This is a genomic window from Pseudomonas bijieensis (assembly GCF_013347965.1).
GTDB lineage: Bacteria > Pseudomonadota > Gammaproteobacteria > Pseudomonadales > Pseudomonadaceae > Aquipseudomonas > Aquipseudomonas bijieensis.
Genome location: NZ_CP048810.1, coordinates 2544847 through 2567799, shown reverse-complemented (window position 1 = coordinate 2567799; position 22953 = coordinate 2544847). Strand labels below are relative to the sequence as shown.

General features: G+C 61.7%; 24 protein-coding genes and 1 pseudogene. 13 read left to right on the top strand and 12 right to left on the bottom strand.

The window, feature by feature from the left end; translation table 11 throughout:
• Positions 1 to 30: 30 nt before the first annotated feature.
• Positions 31 to 963 (top strand): D-2-hydroxyacid dehydrogenase, encoded by a 933-nt coding sequence (locus GN234_RS11045; protein WP_163854969.1) that lies wholly within the window; start codon positions 31 to 33, stop codon positions 961 to 963.
• Between the two features lie 136 nt (positions 964 to 1099).
• On the opposite strand, the gene GN234_RS11040 is transcribed toward GN234_RS11045, so the two are convergent.
• On the bottom strand, positions 1100 to 1693 hold the full coding sequence (locus tag GN234_RS11040) for a nitroreductase family protein (RefSeq protein WP_109755861.1): 594 nt from the start codon (positions 1691 to 1693) through the stop codon (positions 1100 to 1102).
• 161 nt (positions 1694 to 1854) lie between these two features.
• Here GN234_RS11040 and GN234_RS11035 point away from each other — a divergent pair, with 161 nt between their 5' ends.
• Positions 1855 to 2304, top strand: a complete 450-nt coding sequence (locus GN234_RS11035) for a YcgN family cysteine cluster protein (protein ID WP_109755860.1) — start codon at positions 1855 to 1857, stop codon at positions 2302 to 2304.
• Between the two features lie 32 nt (positions 2305 to 2336).
• A complete protein-coding gene (locus GN234_RS11030) occupies positions 2337 to 3566 on the top strand; it encodes a hypothetical protein (protein ID WP_109755859.1) in 1230 nt (409 codons plus the stop codon).
• A 124-nt stretch (positions 3567 to 3690) separates the two neighbouring features.
• On the opposite strand, the gene GN234_RS11025 is transcribed toward GN234_RS11030, so the two are convergent.
• A complete protein-coding gene (locus GN234_RS11025; RefSeq protein ID WP_109755858.1) occupies positions 3691 to 4068 on the bottom strand; it encodes a YgaP family membrane protein in 378 nt (125 codons plus the stop codon).
• A gap of 77 nt (positions 4069 to 4145) precedes the next feature.
• Positions 4146 to 4616, bottom strand: a complete 471-nt coding sequence (locus tag GN234_RS11020; RefSeq protein WP_003198862.1) for an RNA methyltransferase — start codon at positions 4614 to 4616, stop codon at positions 4146 to 4148.
• Positions 4617 to 4799: 183 nt separating this feature from the next.
• Between GN234_RS11020 and GN234_RS11015 the strand changes: the two genes are divergently transcribed.
• On the top strand, positions 4800 to 5132 hold the full coding sequence (locus GN234_RS11015; protein WP_116831682.1) for a DUF2790 domain-containing protein: 333 nt from the start codon (positions 4800 to 4802) through the stop codon (positions 5130 to 5132).
• 77 nt (positions 5133 to 5209) lie between these two features.
• On the opposite strand, the gene GN234_RS11010 is transcribed toward GN234_RS11015, so the two are convergent.
• The 4 genes from GN234_RS11010 to GN234_RS10995 form a co-directional block, all read right to left on the bottom strand.
• On the bottom strand, positions 5210 to 7369 hold the full coding sequence (locus tag GN234_RS11010; RefSeq protein WP_176688471.1) for a copper-transporting P-type ATPase: 2160 nt from the start codon (positions 7367 to 7369) through the stop codon (positions 5210 to 5212).
• 2 nt (positions 7370 to 7371) lie between these two features.
• Entirely contained in the window at positions 7372 to 7623 is a 252-nt protein-coding gene (locus GN234_RS11005; RefSeq protein WP_176688470.1) for a DUF2933 domain-containing protein, read from the bottom strand.
• A 285-nt stretch (positions 7624 to 7908) separates the two neighbouring features.
• A complete protein-coding gene (locus GN234_RS11000; RefSeq protein ID WP_003184246.1) occupies positions 7909 to 8283 on the bottom strand; it encodes a YajD family HNH nuclease in 375 nt (124 codons plus the stop codon).
• Positions 8284 to 8331: 48 nt separating this feature from the next.
• Positions 8332 to 9018, bottom strand: coding sequence for a spermidine synthase (locus GN234_RS10995; RefSeq protein ID WP_176688469.1), 687 nt, complete (start codon positions 9016 to 9018; stop codon positions 8332 to 8334).
• 73 nt (positions 9019 to 9091) lie between these two features.
• On the opposite strand from GN234_RS10995, the gene GN234_RS10990 reads away from it, so the two are divergent.
• Positions 9092 to 9388 (top strand): hypothetical protein, encoded by a 297-nt coding sequence (locus tag GN234_RS10990; protein WP_176688468.1) that lies wholly within the window; start codon positions 9092 to 9094, stop codon positions 9386 to 9388.
• Between the two features lie 148 nt (positions 9389 to 9536).
• Here the strand turns inward: GN234_RS10990 and GN234_RS10985 are convergent.
• Positions 9537 to 10011 (bottom strand): annotated as a pseudogene (locus GN234_RS10985) (cyclic nucleotide-binding domain-containing protein).
• A gap of 152 nt (positions 10012 to 10163) precedes the next feature.
• A complete protein-coding gene (locus tag GN234_RS10980) occupies positions 10164 to 12218 on the bottom strand; it encodes a S9 family peptidase (protein ID WP_176688467.1) in 2055 nt (684 codons plus the stop codon).
• A gap of 135 nt (positions 12219 to 12353) precedes the next feature.
• Here GN234_RS10980 and GN234_RS10975 point away from each other — a divergent pair, with 135 nt between their 5' ends.
• The 7 genes from GN234_RS10975 to GN234_RS10945 all read left to right on the top strand — a co-directional run bounded on the left by GN234_RS10975 (position 12354) and on the right by GN234_RS10945 (position 18290).
• On the top strand, positions 12354 to 12851 hold the full coding sequence (locus GN234_RS10975) for an MFS transporter (RefSeq protein ID WP_109755851.1): 498 nt from the start codon (positions 12354 to 12356) through the stop codon (positions 12849 to 12851).
• A gap of 32 nt (positions 12852 to 12883) precedes the next feature.
• On the top strand, positions 12884 to 13660 hold the full coding sequence (locus tag GN234_RS10970; protein ID WP_116831687.1) for a class II glutamine amidotransferase: 777 nt from the start codon (positions 12884 to 12886) through the stop codon (positions 13658 to 13660).
• Between the two features lie 12 nt (positions 13661 to 13672).
• A complete protein-coding gene (locus tag GN234_RS10965) occupies positions 13673 to 14215 on the top strand; it encodes a DUF2937 family protein (RefSeq protein ID WP_109755849.1) in 543 nt (180 codons plus the stop codon).
• Positions 14216 to 14571: 356 nt separating this feature from the next.
• Complete coding sequence (locus tag GN234_RS10960; protein WP_176688466.1) at positions 14572 to 15855, top strand: MFS transporter; 1284 nt, start codon at positions 14572 to 14574, stop codon at positions 15853 to 15855.
• A gap of 64 nt (positions 15856 to 15919) precedes the next feature.
• Complete coding sequence (locus GN234_RS10955; RefSeq protein ID WP_116831690.1) at positions 15920 to 16672, top strand: 5-oxoprolinase subunit PxpA; 753 nt, start codon at positions 15920 to 15922, stop codon at positions 16670 to 16672.
• Positions 16669 to 17373, top strand: a complete 705-nt coding sequence (gene pxpB / locus GN234_RS10950; protein ID WP_116831691.1) for a 5-oxoprolinase subunit PxpB — start codon at positions 16669 to 16671, stop codon at positions 17371 to 17373. Before GN234_RS10955 ends, pxpB begins: the two co-directional genes overlap by 4 nt.
• Complete coding sequence (locus tag GN234_RS10945) at positions 17370 to 18290, top strand: 5-oxoprolinase subunit C family protein (protein ID WP_176688465.1); 921 nt, start codon at positions 17370 to 17372, stop codon at positions 18288 to 18290. Before pxpB ends, GN234_RS10945 begins: the two co-directional genes overlap by 4 nt.
• Before the next feature lie 106 nt (positions 18291 to 18396).
• On the opposite strand, the gene GN234_RS10940 is transcribed toward GN234_RS10945, so the two are convergent.
• The 3 genes from GN234_RS10940 to GN234_RS10930 form a co-directional block, all read right to left on the bottom strand.
• A complete protein-coding gene (locus GN234_RS10940) occupies positions 18397 to 19575 on the bottom strand; it encodes a vWA domain-containing protein (RefSeq protein WP_176688464.1) in 1179 nt (392 codons plus the stop codon).
• A 34-nt stretch (positions 19576 to 19609) separates the two neighbouring features.
• Positions 19610 to 20455 carry an AAA family ATPase gene (locus tag GN234_RS10935; protein WP_003184225.1) on the bottom strand — a complete coding sequence of 282 codons (846 nt, stop codon included), beginning with the start codon at positions 20453 to 20455 and terminating at the stop codon, positions 19610 to 19612.
• 232 nt (positions 20456 to 20687) lie between these two features.
• Entirely contained in the window at positions 20688 to 21764 is a 1077-nt protein-coding gene (locus GN234_RS10930) for a DUF748 domain-containing protein (protein ID WP_176688463.1), read from the bottom strand.
• Between the two features lie 147 nt (positions 21765 to 21911).
• On the opposite strand from GN234_RS10930, the gene cysK reads away from it, so the two are divergent.
• Positions 21912 to 22886, top strand: a complete 975-nt coding sequence (gene cysK / locus GN234_RS10925) for a cysteine synthase A (RefSeq protein ID WP_109755841.1) — start codon at positions 21912 to 21914, stop codon at positions 22884 to 22886.
• Positions 22887 to 22953 lie beyond the last annotated feature (67 nt).

Sequence of the window (22953 nt, the reverse complement as noted above, 5' to 3'; positions counted from 1 at the left end):
CGTCTGCACTGTTTTTGAAAGGTTTGATTCATGCGCGTTCTGATTGCCGAACACGACCACGCGGTGTATGCCCAGCTTCTGCGCCAGGCTGCACCCGATATTGAAGTGCTGACCAGCGGCGATTCCGCCGAACTGTCGCGACTGGCCACCGATTGCCCGGTCTGGCTTGGCCAGCCCGATCTGCTGGCCACCCTGTTGCGTCAAGGCCATAAACCCCGTTGGCTGCAATCGACCTGGGCAGGTATCACGCCGCTGTTGGCCGAGGGCTTGACGCGCAATTACCGCCTGACCCGCGCGGTAGGCATTTTCGGCCAGGTGATGGCTGAGTACGTGCTCACCTACATGCTCGGCCATGAGCGCGAGGTACTGGCGCGGTTGGTCAGCCAGGTCGAGCGCAAGTGGGACAACCGCCAGGGGCAAGGCCTGGCCGGGCGCAAGGTGCTGATCGTCGGCACCGGCGATATCGGCCAGCGTGTGGCGCAGTTCCTGGTGCCGTTTGGCGTGCAGCTGTACGGCATTGCCAGCGAAGCCCGGGAGCTGGCGCCGTTCATCGAAGTCGGGGCACTGCAGGATCTGCCGCGCTTGGTGGGCGAAGTGGACTACGTCATCAACCTGCTGCCCAACACGCCCAACACTCATGATGTATACGACGCGGCGCTGTTCAAGCAATTCAAGCCAACCGGGCTGTTCATCAATGTCGGACGCGGCGTGGCGGTAGTGGATGCGGATCTGGTGCAAGCCTTGAAGGAAGGGCACCTGGCCGGTGCGGTGATCGACGTCTGCCGCCAGGAACCGCTGCCGCAGCGCCATCCATTCTGGACCGCCTGGGGGCTGTTGTTGACCGGGCATAGCTCGGCACCGACCTCGCCGACGATGATGGTGCAGTTGTTCCTGGAAAACCTGCGGGCCTATCAGGCCGGCGAAGCGTTACGCGGGGAAGTGGATTTCACCCGGGGCTACTGACACTGCCCCAATCAACTTGTGGGAGCGGGCTTGCTCGCGAAGGGGCCGATACATTCAACAATTATGTTGACTGACATTTCGCTTTCGCGAGCAAGCCCGCTCCCACAGTTGATCTTCAGCGGTCACAAAATTGGGGTTACAGGCTGAAATCGCCTTCCGCCACCAGTTCGCTCAACGGCCGGCGCGAGCTTGGGACTTCACGGGCCTGGAGGTACTCAGCCAGTGTCGATTTGTCCCCCAGCTTGCCGATCGCCACGGCGGCGTGCAGGTCATAGCCTTGCGGGATCTTCAGTTCCTTGCGAGTCAGCTCCTGGTCGAAACCGGCCATGCCGTGGGTGTGCCAGCCGCTGAGGCTGGCTTGCAGCGCCAGGTGGCCCCAGGCCGCGCCCGTGTCGAAGGTGTGGCTCTGTGCCGGGGTTTCTTCAGTGGCGCCGGGCACGGCGAAGGTGGTTTTCGAAACGACGATCACCAATGCCGAGGCGTGTTGGGCCCAGCCGCGGTTGAATTCATTGAGCAGGCCCAGGAACCGCTCCCAGTTCGGCGTATCGCGGCGCGCATACAGGAAGCGCCACGGCTGCGAGTTGTAGGCCGACGGTGCCCAGCGGGCGGCTTCGAAAAAGCCCAGCAGGGTTTCTTCTGCAATGCTCTCGCCGGTAAAGGCACGAGGCGACCAGCGTTCGATGAACTGAGGGTGGATAGCGTAATCGGCGATGCGGGGATTGGCGCTCATGGGATTACCTTGAAGGGATAGGGAAAGTGGATAAAGCAACCTACGTCCCGGCGCCGAGCCTGACAAGCCCCCAGTTTACCGACAGTCGCCAACGCTTGGCCTGAAGAGGCCCCGGCACTAGACTGTCGGCCTTTTCACCACCTGATGTTGATGCTCGAGCCATGGCCGCCAAAGTCGAACCGTTCTGGATACGCAAAACCCTCGATCAGCTCGATCCGCAGGAGTGGGAATCGCTGTGCGACGGCTGTGGCCTGTGCTGCCTGCAAAAACTCGAAGACGAAGACGACAACAGCGTCTATTACACGCGTATCGCCTGCAAACTGCTGGACCTGAAAACCTGCCAGTGCAGCGACTACCCCAACCGCCGTGAGTTCGTGCCCGATTGCATCCAGCTCACGCCGGGCAAGGCCGATGAGTTCAAATGGCTGCCGCCGACCTGCGGTTATCGGCTGGTCAGCGAGGGCAAGGACTTGCCGTTGTGGCACCACCTGGTCTGCGGTGATCGCGATGCCGTGCACCACGAACGCATTTCCCAGTCCGGGCGTATGCTGGCCGAAGGCAGTGTGCCGGAAGAAGATTGGGAAGATCATCTGATTTTCCGCGCCGGCTGAACCGCCGGGCATCGCACCCTCAGGGAGACCCCATGGCGGCAGGATTGAAACGGATGCTGGCAGTCGGGCTGCTGGTAATGTGCGGGCCGCTGTGGGCGGCGCAGAAAGTCGATCTGGATTATCACGTGCACCTGCTGCCGCAGAGCGATCAGGCTGAGGTGCGCCTGACCCTGGCCCGGGGTTCGGCGGTGCGCAGCCTGGACTTCGACCTCGGCGACGGCAGCCGCTACAGCGATTTCAAGGCCGACGGCCAATGGCAGCTCACCCCCGGCAATGAGGCGCGTGGCGTCTGGCGCCCGGCCGCCGACAAGGCCAGCCTGAGCTACCGCGTACGCATCAGCCATGCGCGCAAGAGCGCGACCTTCGAAACCCGCATGACCCCGACGTGGGCGTTGTTGCGCGGCGACGATCTGGTGCCGTCGGCCAAACTCGATCAGCAGGACGGCGTCGAATTGGTGGCCCGTCTCGAAGTTGAATTGCCCGATGGCTGGAAAAGCATAGAGACTCCCTGGCCACGCATCGGCAAGCAACGCTTTCGCATCGACAACCCCTCGCGCCTGTTCGACCGTCCCACCGGCTGGATGCTCGCCGGCAAACTGGGGAGCCGGCGCACACGCCTGGGCGAAACCGAAGTGACAGTGGCCTCGCCCCGAGGCCAGGGCATGCGCCGGATGGATGTGCTGACGCTACTGACTTTTGTCTGGCCGCAGGTGCAGGCGCTGGTGCCGCGCCATCCTGCCAAGTTGCTGATTGTCGGTGCCGGTGATCCGTTGTGGCGTGGTGCCCAGGCCGGGCACGACTCGATTTACCTGCACAGCCGTCCACCGCTGGTCAGCGAGCGGGGCAGCAGCCCGTTGTTGCGCGAATTGGTGCAGGCGCTGGCGCGTATCAACGACCATGATCGCAGCGATTGGATCAGCGAGGGACTGACCGAGTACTACGCCGTCGAACTGCTGCGCCGCGCTGGCGGCCTGAGTGATGAGCGCTATCAGGCCCTCAATGACCGCCTCGCCCGCGACAGCAAAGGCGTCACCACCTTGCGCGGTGAGCGGGTCGGCACCGCGACGGTGGCCAAGGCGGTATTGCTGCTACAGGAGCTGGACCGCGAGATTCGCTTGAAAACCCGTAACAAGCGTTCGCTGGATGATGTGTTGCAGGGGGCGATGCGGCTGGAAACAGTTGATACCCAGGAGTTTGTGCAGCTCAGTGAAAGTGTCCTGGGTGGGAACTCTGCAGTGCTGGATACCAAGTTACTTCAGTAATATCGCTATCGCGGGCAAGCCTTGCTCCCACACTGAATCTTCGCCGGATGAGCTATTGGATACGACTCGATCCTGTGGGAGCAAGGCTTGCCCGCGATGAGGCCATCAGCCCCACCGCAAAAAATCAGAGCCCAACTTTGGGTGAAACCAGCGAATCATTCCCCGTCACCGTAGCCGTACCGGTCGCCGCCTCGGCATTGGCCTTCAGGCGGCTCAGCTCGTCGCCGGCCTGCTCGATGCGGGCGCGGGCGTCGCTGAGGTTCTGACGGTTCTTTTCCAACAAGGCCTTGGCCGAACAATGCCCGGTGATCCCCCGCGCCAGCGCCATGCCGCCGATCGCCAGTTGGGCCAGGCCGATCACACCACCACGACGCAAGCCCTTGCCCATCATCAGGACACCGCCGGCCAGTGAGCCAATGCGTTCCCAACCATGTACGTTTTGCGGCGGATGAGATTGGAAAGGGGTGGTCTCAATCGGCTCGAACGGGTTGTTATCGCTCATGATCTGTCTCCGGTGTGGGGGTTGGTATAAAACTGACTGCCCGAGCGATTGCCTTGTTCAATTGGATTTAGCGCCGGTCAGCGGAATTGCGGCCCCGAACGGGTGTTGTTGCCTTTGGCCATGCGGTCATACAGCACGACGTTGACCGTGGCGGCCAGGTTCATGCAGCCAGTGGTGGGGATGTACACCACGTCCTCGCACCAATCGCGAATGTCTTTATCCAGCGAACCGTCCTCGGGACCGAAGATGTACAACGCCCGGTCCGGGTGGGTGTATTCGGGCAGTGGACGAGCGCCTTCCACCAGTTCCACGGCCACCGGTACGCAACCCAGGGGCAGGATCTTCTTCAGGTCGTCGATACCGATCAGCGGGATGTCGTAGTGGACTTTCTTGGTGTCGGTAACGAAGTCGGCGGCACGCTCATAGCGCTTGCCGGTGTAGAACACCGACGCCACGCCGTAGCAGCCGGCGGCACGCATGACCGAACCGACGTTTTCCGGTGACTTGGGGTTGAACAGACCGATGCAGCTATAGCGTTTGTTGGCCACGGACGGGGTGCCTTTGGGAAAAGGCGCGATTATACGGGGAATGGGGCTGCGTGTTCAGTTTGTGAGTGGGGACTGATGGTCGGTTACCTATCACGAACCTGACCAATCGGTAACGTCCCCGCCAGCGTCGTGAAAGGCGCCAGTCGTTATGGTTTGCCTGACAAATGACTGCCGGAGTTCCCTATGAAAACCCTTGATGCCTTGCTCGCCGTTTCGATCCTGTCCCTTTCTTCCCTTGCCTTGGCGGAAGGAGGAGGTGACCGGGTTTATGGCCGGATGATCCAGAACAATCAACAAGCCATGGCCCAATTCGCCGCCGAAAACGGCAAAGCCGTCGCCGAAATCGTTCATTACGAATACGGCATGAAACTCGATGTAAAAAAAGTGGTGAGCATTACACCGGCCATTAAAGGCTGTGGTGTCGGACCGTCGCGTATGACTTACGAAGATTCGAACGGCAAGCTCAACACCGTGGAATACAGGCTCCTGGGTGATAACTGTCCGAAGGGCGGCTGATTACCGTCTCGTTTGTTCTCCTTTGGTTTTGAGACGGTCAGGCGCCCTGGTGGCGCCTGTTTTTTATGTGCGCCGGATTATTGTGCTGGCGTGTTACGCAACCTCAAGGCATTGAACACCACCGATGCCGAACTTACGCTCATGGCGATGGCGGCAATCATGGGCGAGAGCAAGTGACCGGTCAGGGGGTACAGCAGGCCGGCAGCCAACGGAATACCCATCGAGTTGTAGAGGAAGGCAAAGCCGAGGTTCTGGCGCATGTTCCTGACGGTTGCCACCGAAAGGGTGCGGGCTCGCAAGATCCCCATCAAATCGCCTTTTACCAAGGTCAGTTGGGCGCTGTTCATCGCGACGTCCGTGCCTGTCCCCATTGCAATGCCTACGTTCGCCCGAGCCAGGGCCGGTGCGTCGTTTATCCCGTCACCCGCCATCGCGACCTGGCGGCCATCGCGTTGCAGGTCCGCCACCAGGCGCTCTTTGTCCTCGGGTTTGACTTCGCCATGGACCTCTTCAATGCCCATCTCCATGGCCACGGCGCGTGCAGTGGTGAGGCCGTCGCCGGTGGCCATGATGATTTTTATGTCGTGAGCCTTGAGGCGGTTGACCGCTTCCCTGGAGGTCGGCTTGATCGGGTCCGAAACGGCCAGTAGCCCGGCCAGCACGCCGTCGATCGCCATGTAGATAATGCTGATGCCTTGGGCGCGTAGCTGCTCGGCCTGTTGCTGCAATGGATAAACGTTGATGCTGACGGCATTCATCAGCGCGGTATTGCCCAAGTGGACCAGTTTGCCGTCCACCCGGCCACTGACACCGATGCCACTGGCGGATTCAAATGAAGCCGGCTTGATCAGTTCAAGATGCTCGGATCGGGCGTGATCGACGATGGCGTGGGCCAGGGGATGCTCGCTGCCCTGGTCGAGGCTGGCGGCCAACAGCAGCACTTGGCGGCCGTCGAAGCCCTGGGTGGCTTTTACGCTGTGAAAAGCCGGGCGCCCTTCGGTCAGGGTGCCGGTCTTGTCGACGATCAGCGTGTCGATCCTGCATAAGTTCTCGATGGCGCTGGCGTCCCGGAAAAGCACGCCCAGGCTGGCCGCCTTGCCGGTGGACACCATGATCGACATGGGGGTTGCGAGCCCCAACGCACAGGGGCAGGCGATGATCAGCACGGCGACGGCATTGATCAACCCGAAGACCCAGCCAGGTTCGGGACCCAACAGCCCCCAGCCGAAAAAGGTCAGTACGGCGATGGCAATCACGCCCATGACGAAATAACCAGCGATCAGGTCGGCCATGCGCTGCATCGGTGCTTTCGAGCGTTGGGCCCGGGCGACCATCTGAACAATCTGCGCCAGGACGGTCTCGGCACCGACCTTCTGGGCCGTCATCACCAAGCTGCCGTGGGTGTTGATCGTGGCCCCGATCAGGCTGTCCCCGGCGCGTTTGATCACCGGAACCGGCTCGCCGGTGAGCATCGACTCGTCAACGGCACTTTCGCCTTCGAGCACCGTACCATCGACCGGGACCTTCTCACCGGGCCTGATCCTCAGGTGGTCACCCCGATGGACGTGGCTCAGGGGGATGTCTTGCTCCTGGCCATCGGCATTGATCCGGCGCGCGGTCTTGGGTGACAGCCCCAGCAGCGACTTGATGGCGGCCGACGTCTGTGAGCGAGCCTTGAGCTCCAGCATCTGCCCCAGCAATGTGAGGGAGATGATCACCGCGGCGGCTTCAAAGTAGACGCCGATACGCCCCTCTTGCATGAACGTGGCGGGAAATCCTCCAGGCCAAAACGTGGCGGCGACACTGTAGAGATAGGCCGCCGCAGTGCCCAGGCCAATCAGGGTCCACATGTTCGGGCTGCGCTGGCGAACAGAGGCCACTCCCCGCACAAAAAACGGCCAGCCTGCCCACAGGACCACTGGCGTGGCCAGAAAAAACTCGACGAAATTTTGCGTGACACCGTGGAACAGCGACAAGGCGTGCCCCGCCATGGCGAGCACGGTGACGATCACCGTCAACGGCAGGGACCACCAGAAGCGGCGGGTGAAATCCTTGAGTTCTGGATTGTCCTCTTCTTCCAGCGCGGGCATCACCGCCTCCAGCGTCATGCCGCACTTGGGGCAGGTACCGGGGCCGGGTTGGCGTATTTCCGGGTGCATGGGACAGGTGTATTCAGTCGCCATGTCGCCGCTGAGCGCTGCGGCGCTGTGGTGAAGGTGCGCGGGAGTGTCGGACATGGTCAGCGGCCTTCCTCATCCTTGCCGTCTACGGGTGGCTCTTCATGTCGTCCATGACCGCTGTGGCCGTGTCCGAAGACATGCATCAAGGGACACATCAGGAGAATCAGGTACGGCCAATTCCCCGCGATGTGGCTGAAGTGTTCTCGCGCCAGATAGAAGAGGCCGATGGCCAACAGCATGATCAATACAATGCCGGTCTTGTTCCGCCAGAATGGCGTTGCGCCAGCAGATGGGGGTTGATGAGTGTTCATGGTATCGCTCCTTCAGGCCGGGCGAGCCACCCATAGCCACAGCATAGGCAGGGCGTGCTTTGGCAGATTGACATTCATCAACCTTGGCTTACTTCACCTCTGAATGAGGGAAGCAACGGGCATGCTAAAGGTGCGAGGCTGTCAGTGACCTGACGGGGACATTGCAGATTTGTCAGCGGGTCCATGCGAGCGGCATGGGCAGTCGAGCGGGCCACGTGTGGCGAGGGGTTTATCTGGGCGCAAAACGTTGCAGCGCAAGATAAACACCCTCGCCGCAATGGCTGACTATTCGTCTTTCTTCATCAACCCGGCCAGCGCGGCGAAGGGGTTGTGGGTGGCCTTGGCGATTTTCGGCGTGCTCAGGGAGCCGTCGCCGAAGTATTGCTGGTCGGTGTAGCGCGAGTGCTCGTTGTCGTGGCAGTACAGGCACAGCAGTTCCCAGTTGGAACCGTCCTGCGGATTGTTGTCGTGGTTGTGGTCGCGGTGGTGAACGGTCAGTTCGCTCAGGCGCTTGCCGGAAAATTCGCGGGCGCAGCGGCCACAGACATGGGGGTACATTTTCAGGGCTTTGTCGCGATAGCCCATCTCCCGGTCGCGCTGGGCATCGGCAAGGATGCGGTCCAGCTTGGCGGTGTTGGACGGCGGTGTTGACGAACTCATGGGTCCACCTTTGTAGAAAAGACTGATGACGGTTGGACAGAGTTTAGCTCAGCCCTTGAGCTTCTCGGCAATCCAGATGGTGTGGCGGGTGCCTTTGTTGCCATGGGCGAACACCTGCACCTCTTCGGCCTTGAAGCCGGCTTTCTTCAGCTTGTCGGAAAACTGCCGGTCAGCGCTGGCCGACCACACCGACAGCACGCCCTTGGGCCGCAGGGCCTTGGCGCAGGCAGCCAGGCCACCGGTCGAATACAGCCAACTGTTGGCTTTCTGGGTCAGGCCTTCCGGGCCGTTGTCGACATCCAGCATGATCGCGTCGAAACCCTGGGGCTCGGCTTGCAGCACCTTGGCCACGTCTTCCATGCGGATCACCGTGCGCGGGTCCGACAAGGGTCGCCCGGCCTTTTCACCCAAAGGGCCACGGTTCCACTCCACCACGCCGGGCACCAGCTCGGCCACCACCACTTCGGCGGTCTTGCCCAGGTGCTTGAGAGCCGAGGCGAGGGTGAAGCCCATGCCGAGGCCGCCGATCAGTACGCGCGAGCCGGGACGGCCGGCGACCTTGCGGCAGGGAATCTCCGCCAGGGCGTCTTCGGAACCGTGCATACGGGTGTTCATCAACTGCCCGCCGTCACCGCCCTGGATCTTGATGACGAAGTCTTCGCCGTACTCGAACAGGCACAGGGCACCGCCGTTATCAGGGATGGGCGTGGTGTCGAGCAGGACGAAACGTTTCATGGAAATCTCGTAGGAGGGCGAACCGGCGCGGCAACGACTAGCCTTAAAGCAGACAATAGCCACGGAGCCATTGATGAAGTGCATCATTCTAACGGCCATTGCCCTGGCGACGCTCTCAATAAGTTGCGCCCAGGCCCAACAACCGACGATTCCGGTCAACCCACCCACTATCCCCGGGTCGCCTGGCACCGCGACCCCGATGCCGTATCCGCCGGTCACGCCCAACGGCATACCCAAGCCCGGTGCTGGAAGTGGTGGGCCGCCGTTGCTGCCACCGATCGAAATGCCCAAGCCGCCGAAGGACCAGCCGATACCGGGCATGGAGCCTCAGCCGGTGAAGGCCAAGACGCCCGGGGGGATAGGCTTGTAGCCAGTCGGTGAAACAACTGAATGGCAAAAACCTGTGGGAGCGAGCCTGCTCGCGATAGCGATATACCAGTCAACATGGATACTGGCTGATCCGACGCTATCGCGAGCAGGCTCGCTCCCACAGATTCTGTATTTCAACTGGAGGTGAGCTAGACCTGCTGCGACAGCAACTGCCCATCGGCCATGCGCAGGCGCTTGGACAGGGAGACGGCGAGGGCGCGGATGATCTTGGCGGCGATCTTCGGGGCGTCGTTGAGCATTTTTTCCAGGGGAGTCCTTGCCCAGGTTCAGCAGCTGGCAATCACTGGCCGCGATGCAGCTGGCCGAGCGTCGTTCGCCGTCGAGCACGGCCATTTCGCCGAAGGCCCGTCCGCTGCGCAGCGTGGCGATGGTCACGGGTTGGCCGTCGGGGCCGGTTTTCTGCACGGCCACTTGGCCGGTGTGGATGATGCACATGAAACTGCCGGCATCCCCTTCGCGGAAAATCGCTTCACCCTCGGCGATGGCGCTGATGCTGAAATAGCCAGACGCCGCGGCGAAGTCGACAGGCAGCAACTGGTCGAACAGACCGCAGTCCATCAGCCAGTCGCGGATTTCTTTGTTCAGTAAGGTCGGTTCTGACATGTTGTCACGGTCTTTTTCTTGTGTTTGTTGCGGTTTCGGGTTGGCCTGGATGTAAGAAGATCCAATGTGGGAGCAAGCTCGCTCCCACATTGGACTGTGGTTGCATCAGAGCCTGCGCATGGAGCTAAGACCCGGCGATCCGATGGAGTTCCTCAACCCAACCCCAAAACTTTCAAGACAAATGCATATTCGAGCGCTACGTCACGCAATCCCTGGTAGCGCCCACTCATCCCGCCGTGGCCGGCGTCCAGTTCGGTCTTGAGCAGCAAAGGGTTGTCATCGGTCTTGGTGGCGCGCAATTTCGCCACCCACTTGGCCGCTTCCCAGTACTGCACGCGGCTGTCGTTGTACCCGGCGATCACCAGCAGCGCCGGATAGGCCTGGGCGCTGACGTTTTCGTACGGGGCGTAGGCCCGGATCCGATCATAAACGTCTGGTTCCTCGGGGTTGCCCCATTCGTCGTATTCAGTGACGGTCAATGGCAAGTCCGGGTCGAGCATGGTGTTGAGCACATCGACGAACGGCACTTCGGCAATCGCCACCTTGAACAGCTCCGGGCGTTGATTGAGTACTGCGCCAATCAGCAGGCCACCGGCGCTGCCGCCGCTGATCGCCAGTTGTCCGGCGGTGGTGAAACCGTTGGCGATCAAATGTTCGGCACAGGCGATGAAGTCGCTGAAGGTGTTGTGCTTGTGCTCCTGCTTGCCGGCGCGGTACCAGGCTTCTCCCAGCTCTCCGCCGCCGCGCACGTGGGCGATGGCAAACGCCACACCACGGTCGAGCAGGCTCAGCCGCGCGTGGGAAAACCAAGGGTCGAGACTCTCGCCATAGGCTCCGTAGCCGTACAGGTACAGCGGTACGGGCCGGCCGAGGGCTTCGCGCTTGACCACCAGGCTGATGGGCACCTGGGTGCCGTCCGGTGCCGTTGCCCAAAGCCGCTGGCTGACGTAGGCGTCGGCGTCGAACGGGCCTAGTACCGGGGTTTGCTTGAGCACGACCTGTTCGCCGCTGGCCAGGTCCAACTGACGGATCTGCGCCGGGCGGTTCAGGGCTTCGTAGCGCAGGCGAATGCGATCACTGATGAATTCCAGGCTGTTCTGCACATGCAGGCTGTAGGCCGCGTCTGGCAATTGCACCCGATAGGCCGGCAAACCCTGGGGGTGAACCTCGATGATCGGCAGGCCACCTTCACGCAGGCTCAGGGTCATGGCCCCTGCGTTCAGGCTCAGGCCGTCGATCATCACCGTGTCGCTGTGGGGGATCAGGTTCTGCCAGTCGGCCTCGGTCGGCGCGACGCCGGTGTCGACGGCCTGGTACAGGGCGAAGTTGATCCCGTCGCGGTTGCTGCGGATCAACCAAGTCCATTGGCCATCGAGCAGGCCATGGTCGACGTCATACTCGTGTTCTTCCCGCCGAGGCGCCAGGCAGGTGAAGGGCTGTTGCGGCTGCGTGGCGTCCAGCACCCAGACTTCGCTGGTGGTCTTGCTGCCCAGGGACAGGATCAACTGCTGTTCCGAGCTCGAACGATAGCAATGCAGGAAGAAGCGCCCGTCCGGCTCATGGAACACCTCCTCGGCGGCCGTGCCGTCCAGGCGGTAGCGCCAGAGTTTGTGAGGACGGTGGGTGTCGTCCAGCTCGCCAAAAAACAGCGTCAGGCTGTCATTGGCCCAGGTCATGCTGCCGTCGCAATCGTCGAAGGACAGTTCACTGACCTTGTCGTTGGACAGTTCCTTCACGAACAGGGTGTAGATTTCGTCGCCTGTGGTGTCCAGGCTGTAGGCCAGGCGCTGGTGGTCGGGGCTGATGCTGAAGGCGCCCAGGGAGAAGAAGCCGCCGCCGGCCAACGCGTTCGGGTCCAGCAGCAGTTGTTCGCGGCTTTCATCCACGGTCAGGCTGTCATCGGTCGGGCGCGGGCAGCGGTAGTGGCGCGGGTATTCGTCACCGGCCGTGGTGCGGGTGTAATACAGGTACGGACCCCAGGGCGAGGGCAGCGACAGATCGGTCTCGAGGATCCGGCCCTTGATCTCCTGGAACAGGGTTTCGCGCAGTTCGGCCTGATCGGCCAGTTGCGCCTGCTGGTAGCTGTTTTCGGCCTTGAGGTAGTCGAGCACGGCGTCGGTGTCGCGTTCCTGCAGCCAGGCGTACGGGTCAACACCGGGGTCCCTGCGGGCAATCGGGGCGTTGGAAACGTGGGCAGATAGGGACATGAAAGGCTCTCGAACGTTGTACGAAAAGGGGCGCGTGGCCTGGGCAGAAGTAACCACACAGGCCATTCGCCAGACGCCGGGGCAGCCTGACGAGCGAAAAGCCGTTACTATAAGCGTCTCTTTGCCTGCCTTGCCATGGACACCATGACCGAGAATGACTATCTGATCGCCTGGGGCCTCTACGCCTTCGCCGCCCTGGGCTGCCTGCTGGTGTGGATGCGCATGACCCGCTGGATGTGGCGCTGGTTGCGCGAACCGCTGCGGTTGCTGATGGCGGTGTTGCTGTTCAGCCCCACCATCGTCGACCCGGTGAAGGACAAAGTTGCCCCGGCCTTGGCCATTGTCGCCCTGGACGTACTGTTCAAGGTCGGCAACAACGTCTGGCGAGCAGCGTCCGATCTGCTCATGTACGGCATGATTGCCTTCGGCCTCTATCTGGTGATCGTGTTGATCCGCTTCCCCATCGAGCGTTCCGCCAACGCTCGCAAGGAACGGGCCGCCGCCGCAAAAGCCGCCGCTGCGGCCGATGAGCCCGACGATGAGCCGCCGTTCGGCGTGGCCGGTGATGACCGTTACGGTCGCCCGCCCGTGCCGAGTAACCCCCAGCGTTCGCGTATCGAACCGCGCCTGTAACCGGGCCTGCCCTTTGAAGCGAGAGTTCGAGCATGTGTGAGTTATTGGGCATGAGCGCCAATGTGCCGACCGACATCGTGTTCAGCTTTACCGGGCTGATGCAGCGCGGCGGCAAGACCGGGCCGCACCGGGATGGTTGGGGCATCGCCTTCTATGAAGGCCGCGGCCTGCGCCTGTTCCAGGACCCGGCCGCCAGCAGCGAATCGGAAGTGGCGAATCTGGTGCAGCGCTATCCGATCAAGAGCGAAGTGGTGATCGGGCATATTCGCCAGGCCAACGTCGGCAAGGTCTGCCTGTCCAACACGCACCCGTTCGTGCGTGAGTTGTGGGGGCGTAACTGGTGCTTTGCCCACAACGGCCAGCTCGCCGACTTCCAGCCTGAGGTCAGTTTCTACCGGCCAGTGGGCGACACCGACAGCGAAGCGGCCTTCTGCGATCTGCTCAACCGCGTGCGCCAGGCCTTCCCCGAGCCGGTGGAGGTGGAACAGTTGCTACCGTCGTTGATCCAGGCCTGCACCGAATACCGCAGCAAGGGCGTGTTCAACTGCCTGCTCAGCGATGGCGACTGGCTGTTCTGCTATTGCTCGACCAAACTGGCTCAGATTACCCGTCGCGCGCCGTTCGGCCCGGCACGGCTCAAGGATGTGGATGTGATTGTCGACTTCCAGGCTGAAACCACACCCAACGACGTGGTCACGGTGATTGCCACCGAACCCTTGACCGAAAACGAAACCTGGACCCGCTACGAGCCGGGCCAATGGAGCCTGTGGCGACGCGGCGAATGCGTCAGTCACGGTCGGACCGAATAAGGACGTCACGTTATGTTGCTCAGTTATCTACGCCTGGTGTTGTTCGCGGTGGGCCTGCTGGTTGGGGTCCAGGTGCCGGGCTTCATCAATGATTACGCCAAGCGGGTCGAGGCTCACCTGATCGAGGCGCAAACCGGCCTGCAAGGGTTCCAGGGCACCGCCAACCAGTTCTTCAAGGGCGACATGCAGGCCCTGGTGGCCCATTACCGCGCCAGCGAGGACCCGATCTTCCGCAGCGATGCCGACAGCCTGAACACCTTGCTCGTACGCCAGCAGGCTTTGGACAAGCAATTCCAGGCGATGCAAGGCCCGTGGTACATCCGCTTTCTGCAAGTGGCGCTGGCCGCCGACCCGGACATTCGCAAGGAAACCTGGAACGGCTACAGCTACCAGATCCTGCTGACTCCCGAGGCGATGATCTGGGGCATCAGCGGTGCGATGCTGCTGTCGTTCGGCCTGGAATGCCTGTTCCGCCTGATCGATTGGGTGGTGTTGGGCGGCAAGCGTCTGCGCCAGAGCCGGCCGATCGAAGAGCGCGATTTGCGCGGGTTGTAACCACCGCTCGGATCAAAGTTTTTTTGTCTGGAGCAGGTATAGGGTCGGCTCCTGTGGCGAGGGAGCTTGCTCCCGCTGGGGCGCGCAGCGGCCCCAAAAACTGACTCCGCGCAGTTTCAGGCAGGTGATATCGCGCCTTTCGGGTCTGCTGCGCAGCCCAGCGGGAGCAAGCTCCCTCGCCACAAAAGCGGTTCGCCTTTGTTGGCGATGTTCTGCCCAATCAAGTTTTTCTTATGACCCAGCCAAGGTTTTATTCGTTGGACGGGATCGGCCGTGCGCTCAAGAATCGGGGCAACGGTCTCCACGTCAGCGTCGTCGAGACTCAAGAACAATAAAACCGTGGAGAACCACCATGAGTGCACCCGACACGCTCGGCGTCCCCCCAACCCCAGGCCCGTTCTGGCCCGTTCGATTGGTATCGCAACATCAACCAGCAGGAACGTCGCACATTCTGGAGTTGCAAGATCGGCTACGCCCTGGACGGCATGGACACGCAAATGCTCAGTTTCGTGGTGCCGACCCTGATCGCGATGTGGGGCATCACCACCGGCCAGGCAGGGCTGATCCACACCAGCACCTTGATCGCTTCGGCCATCGGTGGCTGGGTGGCGGGCATACTTTCCGACCGCATCGGTCGGGTGCGCACCCTGCAGCTGACGGTGCTGTGGTTCGCGTTCTTCACTTTCCTCTGTGGCTTTGCCCAGAACTATGAACAACTGTTGATCGCCCGCACGCTGATGGGCTTTGGCTTCGGCGGTGAATGGACTGCCGGCGCGGTGTTGATGGGCGAGGTGATCCGCGCCAAGGATCGCGGCAAGGCAGTGGGCATGGTGCAGTCGGGCTGGGCGCTGGGCTGGGGCATGACGGCGATTTTATATGCGCTGCTGTTCTCGGTACTGCCACCGGAGGATGCCTGGCGTGCCTTGTTCATCCTTGGCATTGTCCCGGCGGTGTTCGTGATTTTCGTTCGCCGGCTGGTCAAGGATCCGGAAGTCTATAACCAGACCAAGGCCCGGTTGACGCCGGAAAACCCCGCGAAGTTCTACGAGATTTTTGCCCCCGGCATCCTCTTTACCACCCTTCGCGCCTCGCTGCTGACCACCGGTGCCCTGGGCGGCTACTACGCCATCACGTCCTGGCTGCCGACGTTCCTCAAGAATGAACGTGGATTGAGTGTATTGAGTACCGGTGGCTACCTGGCGATGGTGATCGTCGGTTCCTACGTGGGTTACGTCATCAGCGCGTACCTGTCGGATATCCTGGGTCGGAAAAAGAACTTCGTCCTGTACGCCATCGGCTCGTTCACCATCGTCCTCCTGTATACCCAGGTGCCGGTGAGCAATAACGTGATGCTCTGGCTGGGCTTTCCCCTGGGGTTCTTCGCGTCGGGGATGTTCAGCGGCATGGGCTCGTTCCTCACCGAACTGTTCCCTACACGCATTCGTGGTTCGGGTCAGGGTTTCTGCTACAACATTGGCCGGGCGGTGGCGGCATTGTTCCCGCTGTTGATCGGTATTTTGAGCCAGAAGGTGCCGCTGAGCGTGGGTATCGGCGCATTTGCGGCGGTGTCCTATGGCGTCGTGATTCTGGCGGCCCTGAGCCTGCCGGAAACCCAGGGCAAGCAGTTGGAAGCCGAGTAACTGATAACCTGCGGGGCACGTGCCTCACAGTTAAACAAAGAAAGAACCTACAGGAGCGTTCACCGTGAACCGCCTGCTATTGAACTGCGACATCGGCGAAAGCTTCGGCAGCTGGACCATGGGTCTGGACGCCGAGGTGATGCCCTTCATCGATTGCGCCAACATCGCCTGCGGCTTTCACGCCGGCGACCCGAGCATCATGCGCAAAACCGTCAGCCTGGCCCTGAGCCACGGCGTGCGGATCGGTGCGCACCCGGCCTATCAGGACCTGGCGGGCTTCGGTCGCCGCTCCATGGCCTATGGCGCCCAGGAGTTGCAGGACTTGCTGCACTACCAGATCGGCGCCCTCGACGGCATTTGCCGGGCTCAGGGCGGACGGGTCAGCTACGTCAAGCCTCATGGGGCGATGTACAACGACATGATGGCCAACCCGACGCAACTGCGTGCCGTGATCCAGGCCGTCGCAGCCTATGATCGGCAGTTGCCGTTGATGCTCATGGCGACCCGGGACAACAGTGCCGCCCAGGCCCTGGGCGACGAATACGGCCTGACCCTGTGGTTCGAAGCCTTCGCTGATCGCGCCTATGACAGTGCCGGTCGCCTGGTTTCGCGGCAAACGCCGGGTGCGGTGCACCACGAGCCCGAGGTGATTATCGGGCAGGCCCTGACCATCGCCCGCGGCGATGCGTTGACCGCCAGTGATGGCAGCGCCTTGCACCTGAAGGCCAACACCCTGTGTGTGCACGGCGACAACGCCAGCTCCGTGGCGGCCGTGCAACGCATCCGCGAAGCCCTGGACCGGCAGAGTGCACCATGAAACCACGCTTGGAAGTGGTGGCGGTGGACTGCCTGATGGTGCGCCTGTTCGATGAGATCGCCGAGGCCAACATGCCCTGGATGCTCGCCGCCAGCGAACGCCTGCGGGCGGTGTTTGCCGAGGATCTGATCGACCTGGTGCCGTCCTATACCACGTTGATGGTGCACTACGATTTGCTCGCCCTGACCCCGGCGCAGGCGCGTGATCTGGTCGGCGAGGCGCTGAATAATCTTTCACCGGATGCCCAGGCTGCCGGCCAGTGTCACGTGCTGCCGGTGTGGTACGACCCCCGTGTCGGACCCGAGCTGGACCTGCTGGCGAGCCGCAGTGGCTTGACGGTCGCCCAGGTGATCCGCCGCCATAGCGAGCGCGAGTACCAGGTGTTTGCCTTGGGCTTCGCCCCCGGCTTCGCCTTCATGGGGCTGGTGGACGAGGAACTGGCCGCACCGCGCTTAGGCACGCCGCGCAAACGCGTGGCGGCAGGCAGCGTCGGCATCGCCGAGCGCCAGACTGCGGCGTATCCGGTGGTGTCGCCCGGCGGCTGGAACCTGATCGGTCGCACCCCGGCCAAACTGTTTGATCGCGAGCGCGACGGCTACAGCCTGATGCAGCCGGGGGACACGGTGCGTTTTGCTCCGGTGGACCATGGCGAATTCATCGCGCTGGGTGGCGACGACACACCGTTGGAGGCCCAGGCATGAGCCGCTTGTTGATCGAGGCCAGTACCCCACTGTGCCTGTTGCAGGACGCCGGTCGTTTTGGCGTGAGGCATCTGGGCGTGACCCAGGGCGGCGCGGCGGACTGGTTGTCGATGGCCTGGGCCAATTGGATGCTTGGCAATGCCCTGGGGGCGACGGTGGTGGAAATTACCCTCGGCGGCTTCACCGTAGTGGCCGAAGAGGATTGCGTGCTGGCGCTGGCCGGTGCGGACCTGGGTGCACGGATAGACGGCCAGGCGGTGGCGTCCTGGCGCTTTTTCAGCTTGCGCAAAGGCCAGGTGCTGGCGCTCACCCAGCCCGTGCTCGGTGCCCGGGCCTACCTGGCAGCCCCCGGCGGTTTCAATGCGCCGGCGGTGTTGGGTAGCCAGGCGACGGTGGTGCGTGAGGAACTTGGTGGCCTGGATGGACGAGGGCGGGCGTTGAGTCGCGGTGCGCACTTGAGCTATTCAGGCTCGGCGATGCCTCGGCCCATGCCGCACGCGCTGATTCCGGATTTCCAGCCAGCACAGCCGCTGGACCTGATCCTGGGGGCGCAGAACGGGGCGTTCAGTGGACGGAGCCTGTTCGATGCGTTTAACGCGCCGTGGACGCTGGACAGTCGCGCCGACCGCATGGGCATCCGCTTGCTGGGCACGGCCCTGGAGTATCAGGGGCCGGCGATGATTTCCGAAGGCATCCCCCTGGGCGCTGTGCAGGTGCCGCCGGACGGCCAGCCGATCGTGCTGCTCAACGATCGGCAAACCATCGGTGGCTACCCACGTCTGGGTGCCTTGACCCCATTGGCCCTGGCTCGGCTGGCGCAATGCCTGCCGGGGACGCAGGTGCGCTTGCGGCCAGTGATGCAGGAGGTTGCGCATCGGCAGCAGGTGGAGTGCCTGCGGGGGCTGTTAAACCGCTAAAAGCATCGCGAGCAGGCTCGCTCTCACACTGGATCTTCGTCGTACACAAGACCCCTTGTGGGAGCGAGCCTGCTCGCGATGAGGCCCTGAAGGGCACCAATAAATCTTATTTGGAAAGAAACCGCATTCCTTCCTCCAACCCTCGCAAGGTCAGCGGATACATCCGGTCTTCCACCAACTCGCGCACGATATTGGTCGAGGCGGTGTAACCCCAGGTGTCCTTGGGGTAAGGGTTGATCCAGATGAGCTTCTTGTACTTTTCCATGAAGCGCTGCATCCACACATAACCGGCTTCTTCGTTCCAGTGTTCGACGCTGCCCCCGGCCTGGGTGATTTCATAGGGCGCCATGGCGGCGTCACCGATGAAGATCACTTTGTAGTCGGCGCCGTATTTGTGCAGCAAGTCCTGGGTCGAGGTGCGCTCCGAAGTGCGGCGCAGATTGTTCTTCCACACCGATTCGTAGACGAAGTTGTGGAAGTAGAAATACTCCAGGTGCTTGAACTCGGTCTTGCAGGCCGAGAACAGTTCTTCGCAGATCTTCACGTGGGCATCCATCGAGCCGCCGATGTCGAACAGCAGCAACAACTTGACCGTGTTGCGTCGCTCCGGGCGCATCTGGATGTTCAACAAGCCGGCGTCCCGGGCGGTGTGGTCGATGGTGCCGTCGATGTCCAGCTCTTCGGCCGCACCCTGGCGGGCGAACTTGCGCAGGCGGCGCAGGGCGATCTTGATATTGCGCGTGCCCAGTTCCACCTGGTCGTCGAGGTTCTTGTACTCACGCTGGTCCCAGACCTTCACGGCTTTGCCCTGGCGCTTGCCGGCGTCGCCGACACGAATGCCCTCGGGGTTGAAGCCGCCGGAGCCGAATGGGCTGGTGCCGCCAGTGCCGATCCACTTGTTACCGCCGGCATGGCGTTCCTTCTGTTCCTCCAGGCGCTTCTTGAATTCTTCGATCAGCTTGTCCAGGCCACCCAGGGACTGGATCTGCGCCCGCTCTTCGTCAGTCAGTGACCGCTCGAATTCCTTGCGCAACCAGTCTTCGGGGATCAGCGCCTGGAGATGGTCGTCGAGTTTCTCCAGGCCATTGAAGTACGCGGCGAACGCCCGGTCGAACTTGTCGAAATGCCGTTCGTCCTTCACCAGGATCGCCCGGGACAGGTAATAGAACTCGTCCATGTCGGCGAAGATCACCCGCTGTTCCAGCGCGTTGATCAGGTCCAGCAGTTCACGCACCGACACGGGCACCTTGGCGGCGCGCATTTCATTGAACAGGTTAAGCAGCATGGCAATCGCCCTCGCTCTTGTTAAACGAAGAGGATCAGCGAGTGCCGCGACGGCTCATGAACGCCAGGCGCTCGAGCAATTGCACGTCCTGTTCGTTCTTGACCAGGGCACCGGCCAGCGGCGGGATGGCCTTGGTCGGATCTCGCTCGCGCAGTACCGCTTCACCGATGTTGTCGGCCATCAGCAGCTTGAGCCAGTCCACCAGTTCGGAAGTGGAAGGTTTCTTCTTCAGGCCCGGCACTTTGCGCACGTCGAAGAACACGTCCAGCGCTTCGCTGACCAGGTCTTTCTTGATGTCCGGGTAATGCACATCGACGATTTTCTGCAGGGTGACGCGGTCGGGGAAGGCGATGTAGTGGAAGAAGCAGCGGCGCAGGAACGCATCGGGCAGTTCCTTCTCGTTGTTGGAGGTAATGATGATGATCGGCCGTTGCTTGGCCTTGATGGTTTCGTCGGTCTCGTAGACGTAGAACTCCATCTTGTCGAGTTCTTGCAGCAGGTCATTGGGGAACTCGATGTCGGCCTTGTCGATTTCGTCGATCAGCAGGATCACCCGCTCTTCGGACTCGAAGGCTTCCCAGAGCTTGCCCTTCTTCAGGTAGTTGCGTACGTCGTGGACTTTGTCCACGCCCAACTGCGAGTCCCGCAGGCGGCTGACCGCGTCGTACTCGTACAGGCCCTGGTGGGCTTTGGTGGTGGACTTGATGTGCCAGGTGATCAGGCGCGCGCCGAAGGACTCGGCCAGTTGTTCGGCGAGCATGGTCTTGCCGGTGCCCGGTTCGCCCTTGACCAGCAACGGCCGCTCCAGGGTGATGGCGGCGTTCACGGCCAGTTTCAGGTCATCGGTGGCCACGTAGGCGCTGGTGCCTTCGAACTTCATCTGCAATTTCCTCGAACGTGTCGCCGGCCCGGCGAGGCGGGGCGCGCGAAATAAATATCGTGCCCGACTATAACGCGACGCCCCGCCGACTGTGAACGCAGACGCTGTATTCAGTCTCTGAATGGAGCGTCACATGTTGACTCAGTCTTGTGGCGAGGGGGATTTATCCCCGTTGAGCTGCGCAGCCCAGCGGGGATAAATCCCCTCGCCACAAAAAAAAAGCCACGGACACCTAGTCGGTCGCCGGCGGTGGTTGTTCATAACGGGCATTGAAGGCCTGGACGAAACCGTTGCGCAAAATCTGCAGGAAGGCTTCGAAGGCGCTGATGTCCTGCTGGTGAACATTGCCGCTGAGTTCCACCCGAGTGGCGAACTGGTTCTTGCGCTGGTTCTTGAGGGCCGTTTCGCCTGTGCCGACCAGCGCTTCCCAGACCGAGCGGAAGATGTTTTTGTTCTGGTTTTCCACGTCCTGCTGCCAGTCGAACACATCGACATCACGCAGCAATGGCTTGATGTAGCCGCTGAGCCGGGCATTGTCGGCTTCGGCCTCGACCACCAGGTCGCCGTGGCCGGCGTTGAAATCGAATTTGCCATAGGCCGCGGCGAAGTCGTTAAGGCGCCTGAGTTCGATGTTCCTGGCCCGCAGGCGAAAATCGAAATCTTCGAAGTTGCTCAAGGGGTCGAAGGTGGCCTGCATTTCCAGGGGCGCATGTTCGGCCACCAGAGCCTTGCCTTCGAAACGGGCGTCGCGCTTGCCTTTTGTGTCGACCACGTTGGTCAGGTTGTAGAAGCTGGCGTTGACGTCGGTGGCCCGCAGGTTGACCGGTGGCTTGGAATTGAAATTGCGAAAGGTGACCTTGCCATCCCTGATGCGCACTTCGTTGAAGGTGATGGGCAGCAGTTTTTCCAGTTGCTCGCGCCAGTTGGTGCCTTGACCGGTCTGGGAGTTCTGTCGGTTGGCCCCACCGTCGACGAAGTTCACTTCGGGACGGGCAAACTCCACTTCGGCCACCACCGCATGGTCGTACCACAGCGAATGCCAGCTCACGGACAAGTCGATCAACGGCGCATCGACGAACGGCACCGGGACCTTGCCGTCGACCTTGACGATTTTCAGGCCATTGATCCGGTAGGCCCCGCGCCAAAGCGCCAGGTCTACATCGAGAACCTGGCCACGGTAGTCGCCCATGTCGGCCAGTTTGTCGTTCAGATAGTTGCGCACCAGATAAGGCAGGGTGAAATGCAGGGCCACCAGCACCGCGACGATGGTGGCGAAAACCCACAGTGGCCAGCTGTATCGACGCTTCATGTCAGTCAGTCTCCAGCGTTTGTTGGGGGAGCGCCTTCTACTGCCATTGACTGTCGCAACAATGGGAACGTTCGGTGAAACTGGACGCCCATGGGCAACAGGCATACCTTTAAAGGCTTAAATTCCCGCCGCATTAAGGACCCAGCCATGAGCCGTATATTCGCTGACAACGCCCATTCCATCGGTAATACGCCACTGGTACAGATCAACCGCATTGCGCCGCGCGGTGTGACCATCCTGGCCAAGATCGAGGGGCGTAACCCGGGGTATTCGGTCAAATGCCGGATCGGCGCGAACATGATCTGGGACGCTGAAAGCTCGGGCAAACTCAAGCCTGGCATGACCATCGTCGAACCGACTTCGGGCAACACCGGTATTGGCCTGGCGTTCGTCGCCGCCGCCCGTGGCTACAAGCTGATGCTGACCATGCCCGCTTCCATGAGCATCGAGCGGCGCAAGGTGCTCAAGGCCCTGGGTGCTGAGCTGGTGCTCACCGAGCCGGCGAAGGGAATGAAGGGTGCCATCGAGAAAGCCACCGAGATCCTGGCCAGCGATCCATCCAAATACTTCATGCCGCAGCAGTTCGATAACCCGGCGAACCCGGCGATCCACGAAAAAACCACCGGACCGGAAATCTGGAACGACACCGATGGCGCGGTGGATGTGCTCGTCGCGGGCGTGGGCACCGGCGGAACCATTACCGGGGTTTCGCGGTATATCAAGAACACCTGTGGCAAACCGATCCTGTCGGTGGCGGTAGAGCCCGAGGTTTCGCCGGTGATTACCCAGGCGATGGCGGGCCAGGAGATCAAGCCCAGCCCTCACAAGATCCAGGGGATCGGTGCCGGGTTCGTGCCGAAGAACCTCGATCTGTCGATCGTCGACCAGGTCGAGCGGGTCTCCGACGACGAGTCCAAGGCGATGGCCCTGCGCTTGATGCAGGAGGAGGGAATCCTCTGCGGGATCTCTTGTGGCGCGGCGATGGCCGTGGCCGTGCGCCTGGCGGAGAAACCGGAAATGCAGGGCAAGACCATCGTTGTGATCCTGCCGGACTCGGGCGAGCGGTACTTGTCGAGCATGTTGTTCAGTGATCTGTTTACCGAGCAGGAGATTCAGCAGTAACCGTGAATTCACTGCGGTGGTGAGTGGACCTTTGCGGTGGTGAGTGGATCTTGTTGTGGCGAGGGGG

What these genes read in the sequence shown, in the direction of transcription:
- GN234_RS11045 (WP_163854969.1), top strand. Translation starts at nt 31, where the DNA reads ATGCGCGTTCTGATTGCCGAACACGACCACGCGGTGTATGCCCAGCTT.
- GN234_RS11040 (WP_109755861.1), bottom strand. Translation starts at nt 1,693, where the DNA reads ATGAGCGCCAATCCCCGCATCGCCGATTACGCTATCCACCCTCAGTTC.
- GN234_RS11035 (WP_109755860.1), top strand. Translation starts at nt 1,855, where the DNA reads ATGGCCGCCAAAGTCGAACCGTTCTGGATACGCAAAACCCTCGATCAG.
- GN234_RS11030 (WP_109755859.1), top strand. Translation starts at nt 2,337, where the DNA reads ATGGCGGCAGGATTGAAACGGATGCTGGCAGTCGGGCTGCTGGTAATG.
- GN234_RS11025 (WP_109755858.1), bottom strand. Translation starts at nt 4,068, where the DNA reads ATGAGCGATAACAACCCGTTCGAGCCGATTGAGACCACCCCTTTCCAA.
- GN234_RS11015 (WP_116831682.1), top strand. Translation starts at nt 4,800, where the DNA reads ATGAAAACCCTTGATGCCTTGCTCGCCGTTTCGATCCTGTCCCTTTCT.
- GN234_RS11010 (WP_176688471.1), bottom strand. Translation starts at nt 7,369, where the DNA reads ATGTCCGACACTCCCGCGCACCTTCACCACAGCGCCGCAGCGCTCAGC.
- GN234_RS11005 (WP_176688470.1), bottom strand. Translation starts at nt 7,623, where the DNA reads ATGAACACTCATCAACCCCCATCTGCTGGCGCAACGCCATTCTGGCGG.
- GN234_RS11000 (WP_003184246.1), bottom strand. Translation starts at nt 8,283, where the DNA reads ATGAGTTCGTCAACACCGCCGTCCAACACCGCCAAGCTGGACCGCATC.
- GN234_RS10995 (WP_176688469.1), bottom strand. Translation starts at nt 9,018, where the DNA reads ATGAAACGTTTCGTCCTGCTCGACACCACGCCCATCCCTGATAACGGC.
- GN234_RS10990 (WP_176688468.1), top strand. Translation starts at nt 9,092, where the DNA reads ATGAAGTGCATCATTCTAACGGCCATTGCCCTGGCGACGCTCTCAATA.
- GN234_RS10980 (WP_176688467.1), bottom strand. Translation starts at nt 12,218, where the DNA reads ATGTCCCTATCTGCCCACGTTTCCAACGCCCCGATTGCCCGCAGGGAC.
- GN234_RS10975 (WP_109755851.1), top strand. Translation starts at nt 12,354, where the DNA reads ATGGACACCATGACCGAGAATGACTATCTGATCGCCTGGGGCCTCTAC.
- GN234_RS10970 (WP_116831687.1), top strand. Translation starts at nt 12,884, where the DNA reads ATGTGTGAGTTATTGGGCATGAGCGCCAATGTGCCGACCGACATCGTG.
- GN234_RS10965 (WP_109755849.1), top strand. Translation starts at nt 13,673, where the DNA reads ATGTTGCTCAGTTATCTACGCCTGGTGTTGTTCGCGGTGGGCCTGCTG.
- pxpB (WP_116831691.1), top strand. Translation starts at nt 16,669, where the DNA reads ATGAAACCACGCTTGGAAGTGGTGGCGGTGGACTGCCTGATGGTGCGC.
- GN234_RS10945 (WP_176688465.1), top strand. Translation starts at nt 17,370, where the DNA reads ATGAGCCGCTTGTTGATCGAGGCCAGTACCCCACTGTGCCTGTTGCAG.
- GN234_RS10940 (WP_176688464.1), bottom strand. Translation starts at nt 19,575, where the DNA reads ATGCTGCTTAACCTGTTCAATGAAATGCGCGCCGCCAAGGTGCCCGTG.
- GN234_RS10935 (WP_003184225.1), bottom strand. Translation starts at nt 20,455, where the DNA reads ATGAAGTTCGAAGGCACCAGCGCCTACGTGGCCACCGATGACCTGAAA.
- GN234_RS10930 (WP_176688463.1), bottom strand. Translation starts at nt 21,764, where the DNA reads ATGAAGCGTCGATACAGCTGGCCACTGTGGGTTTTCGCCACCATCGTC.
- cysK (WP_109755841.1), top strand. Translation starts at nt 21,912, where the DNA reads ATGAGCCGTATATTCGCTGACAACGCCCATTCCATCGGTAATACGCCA.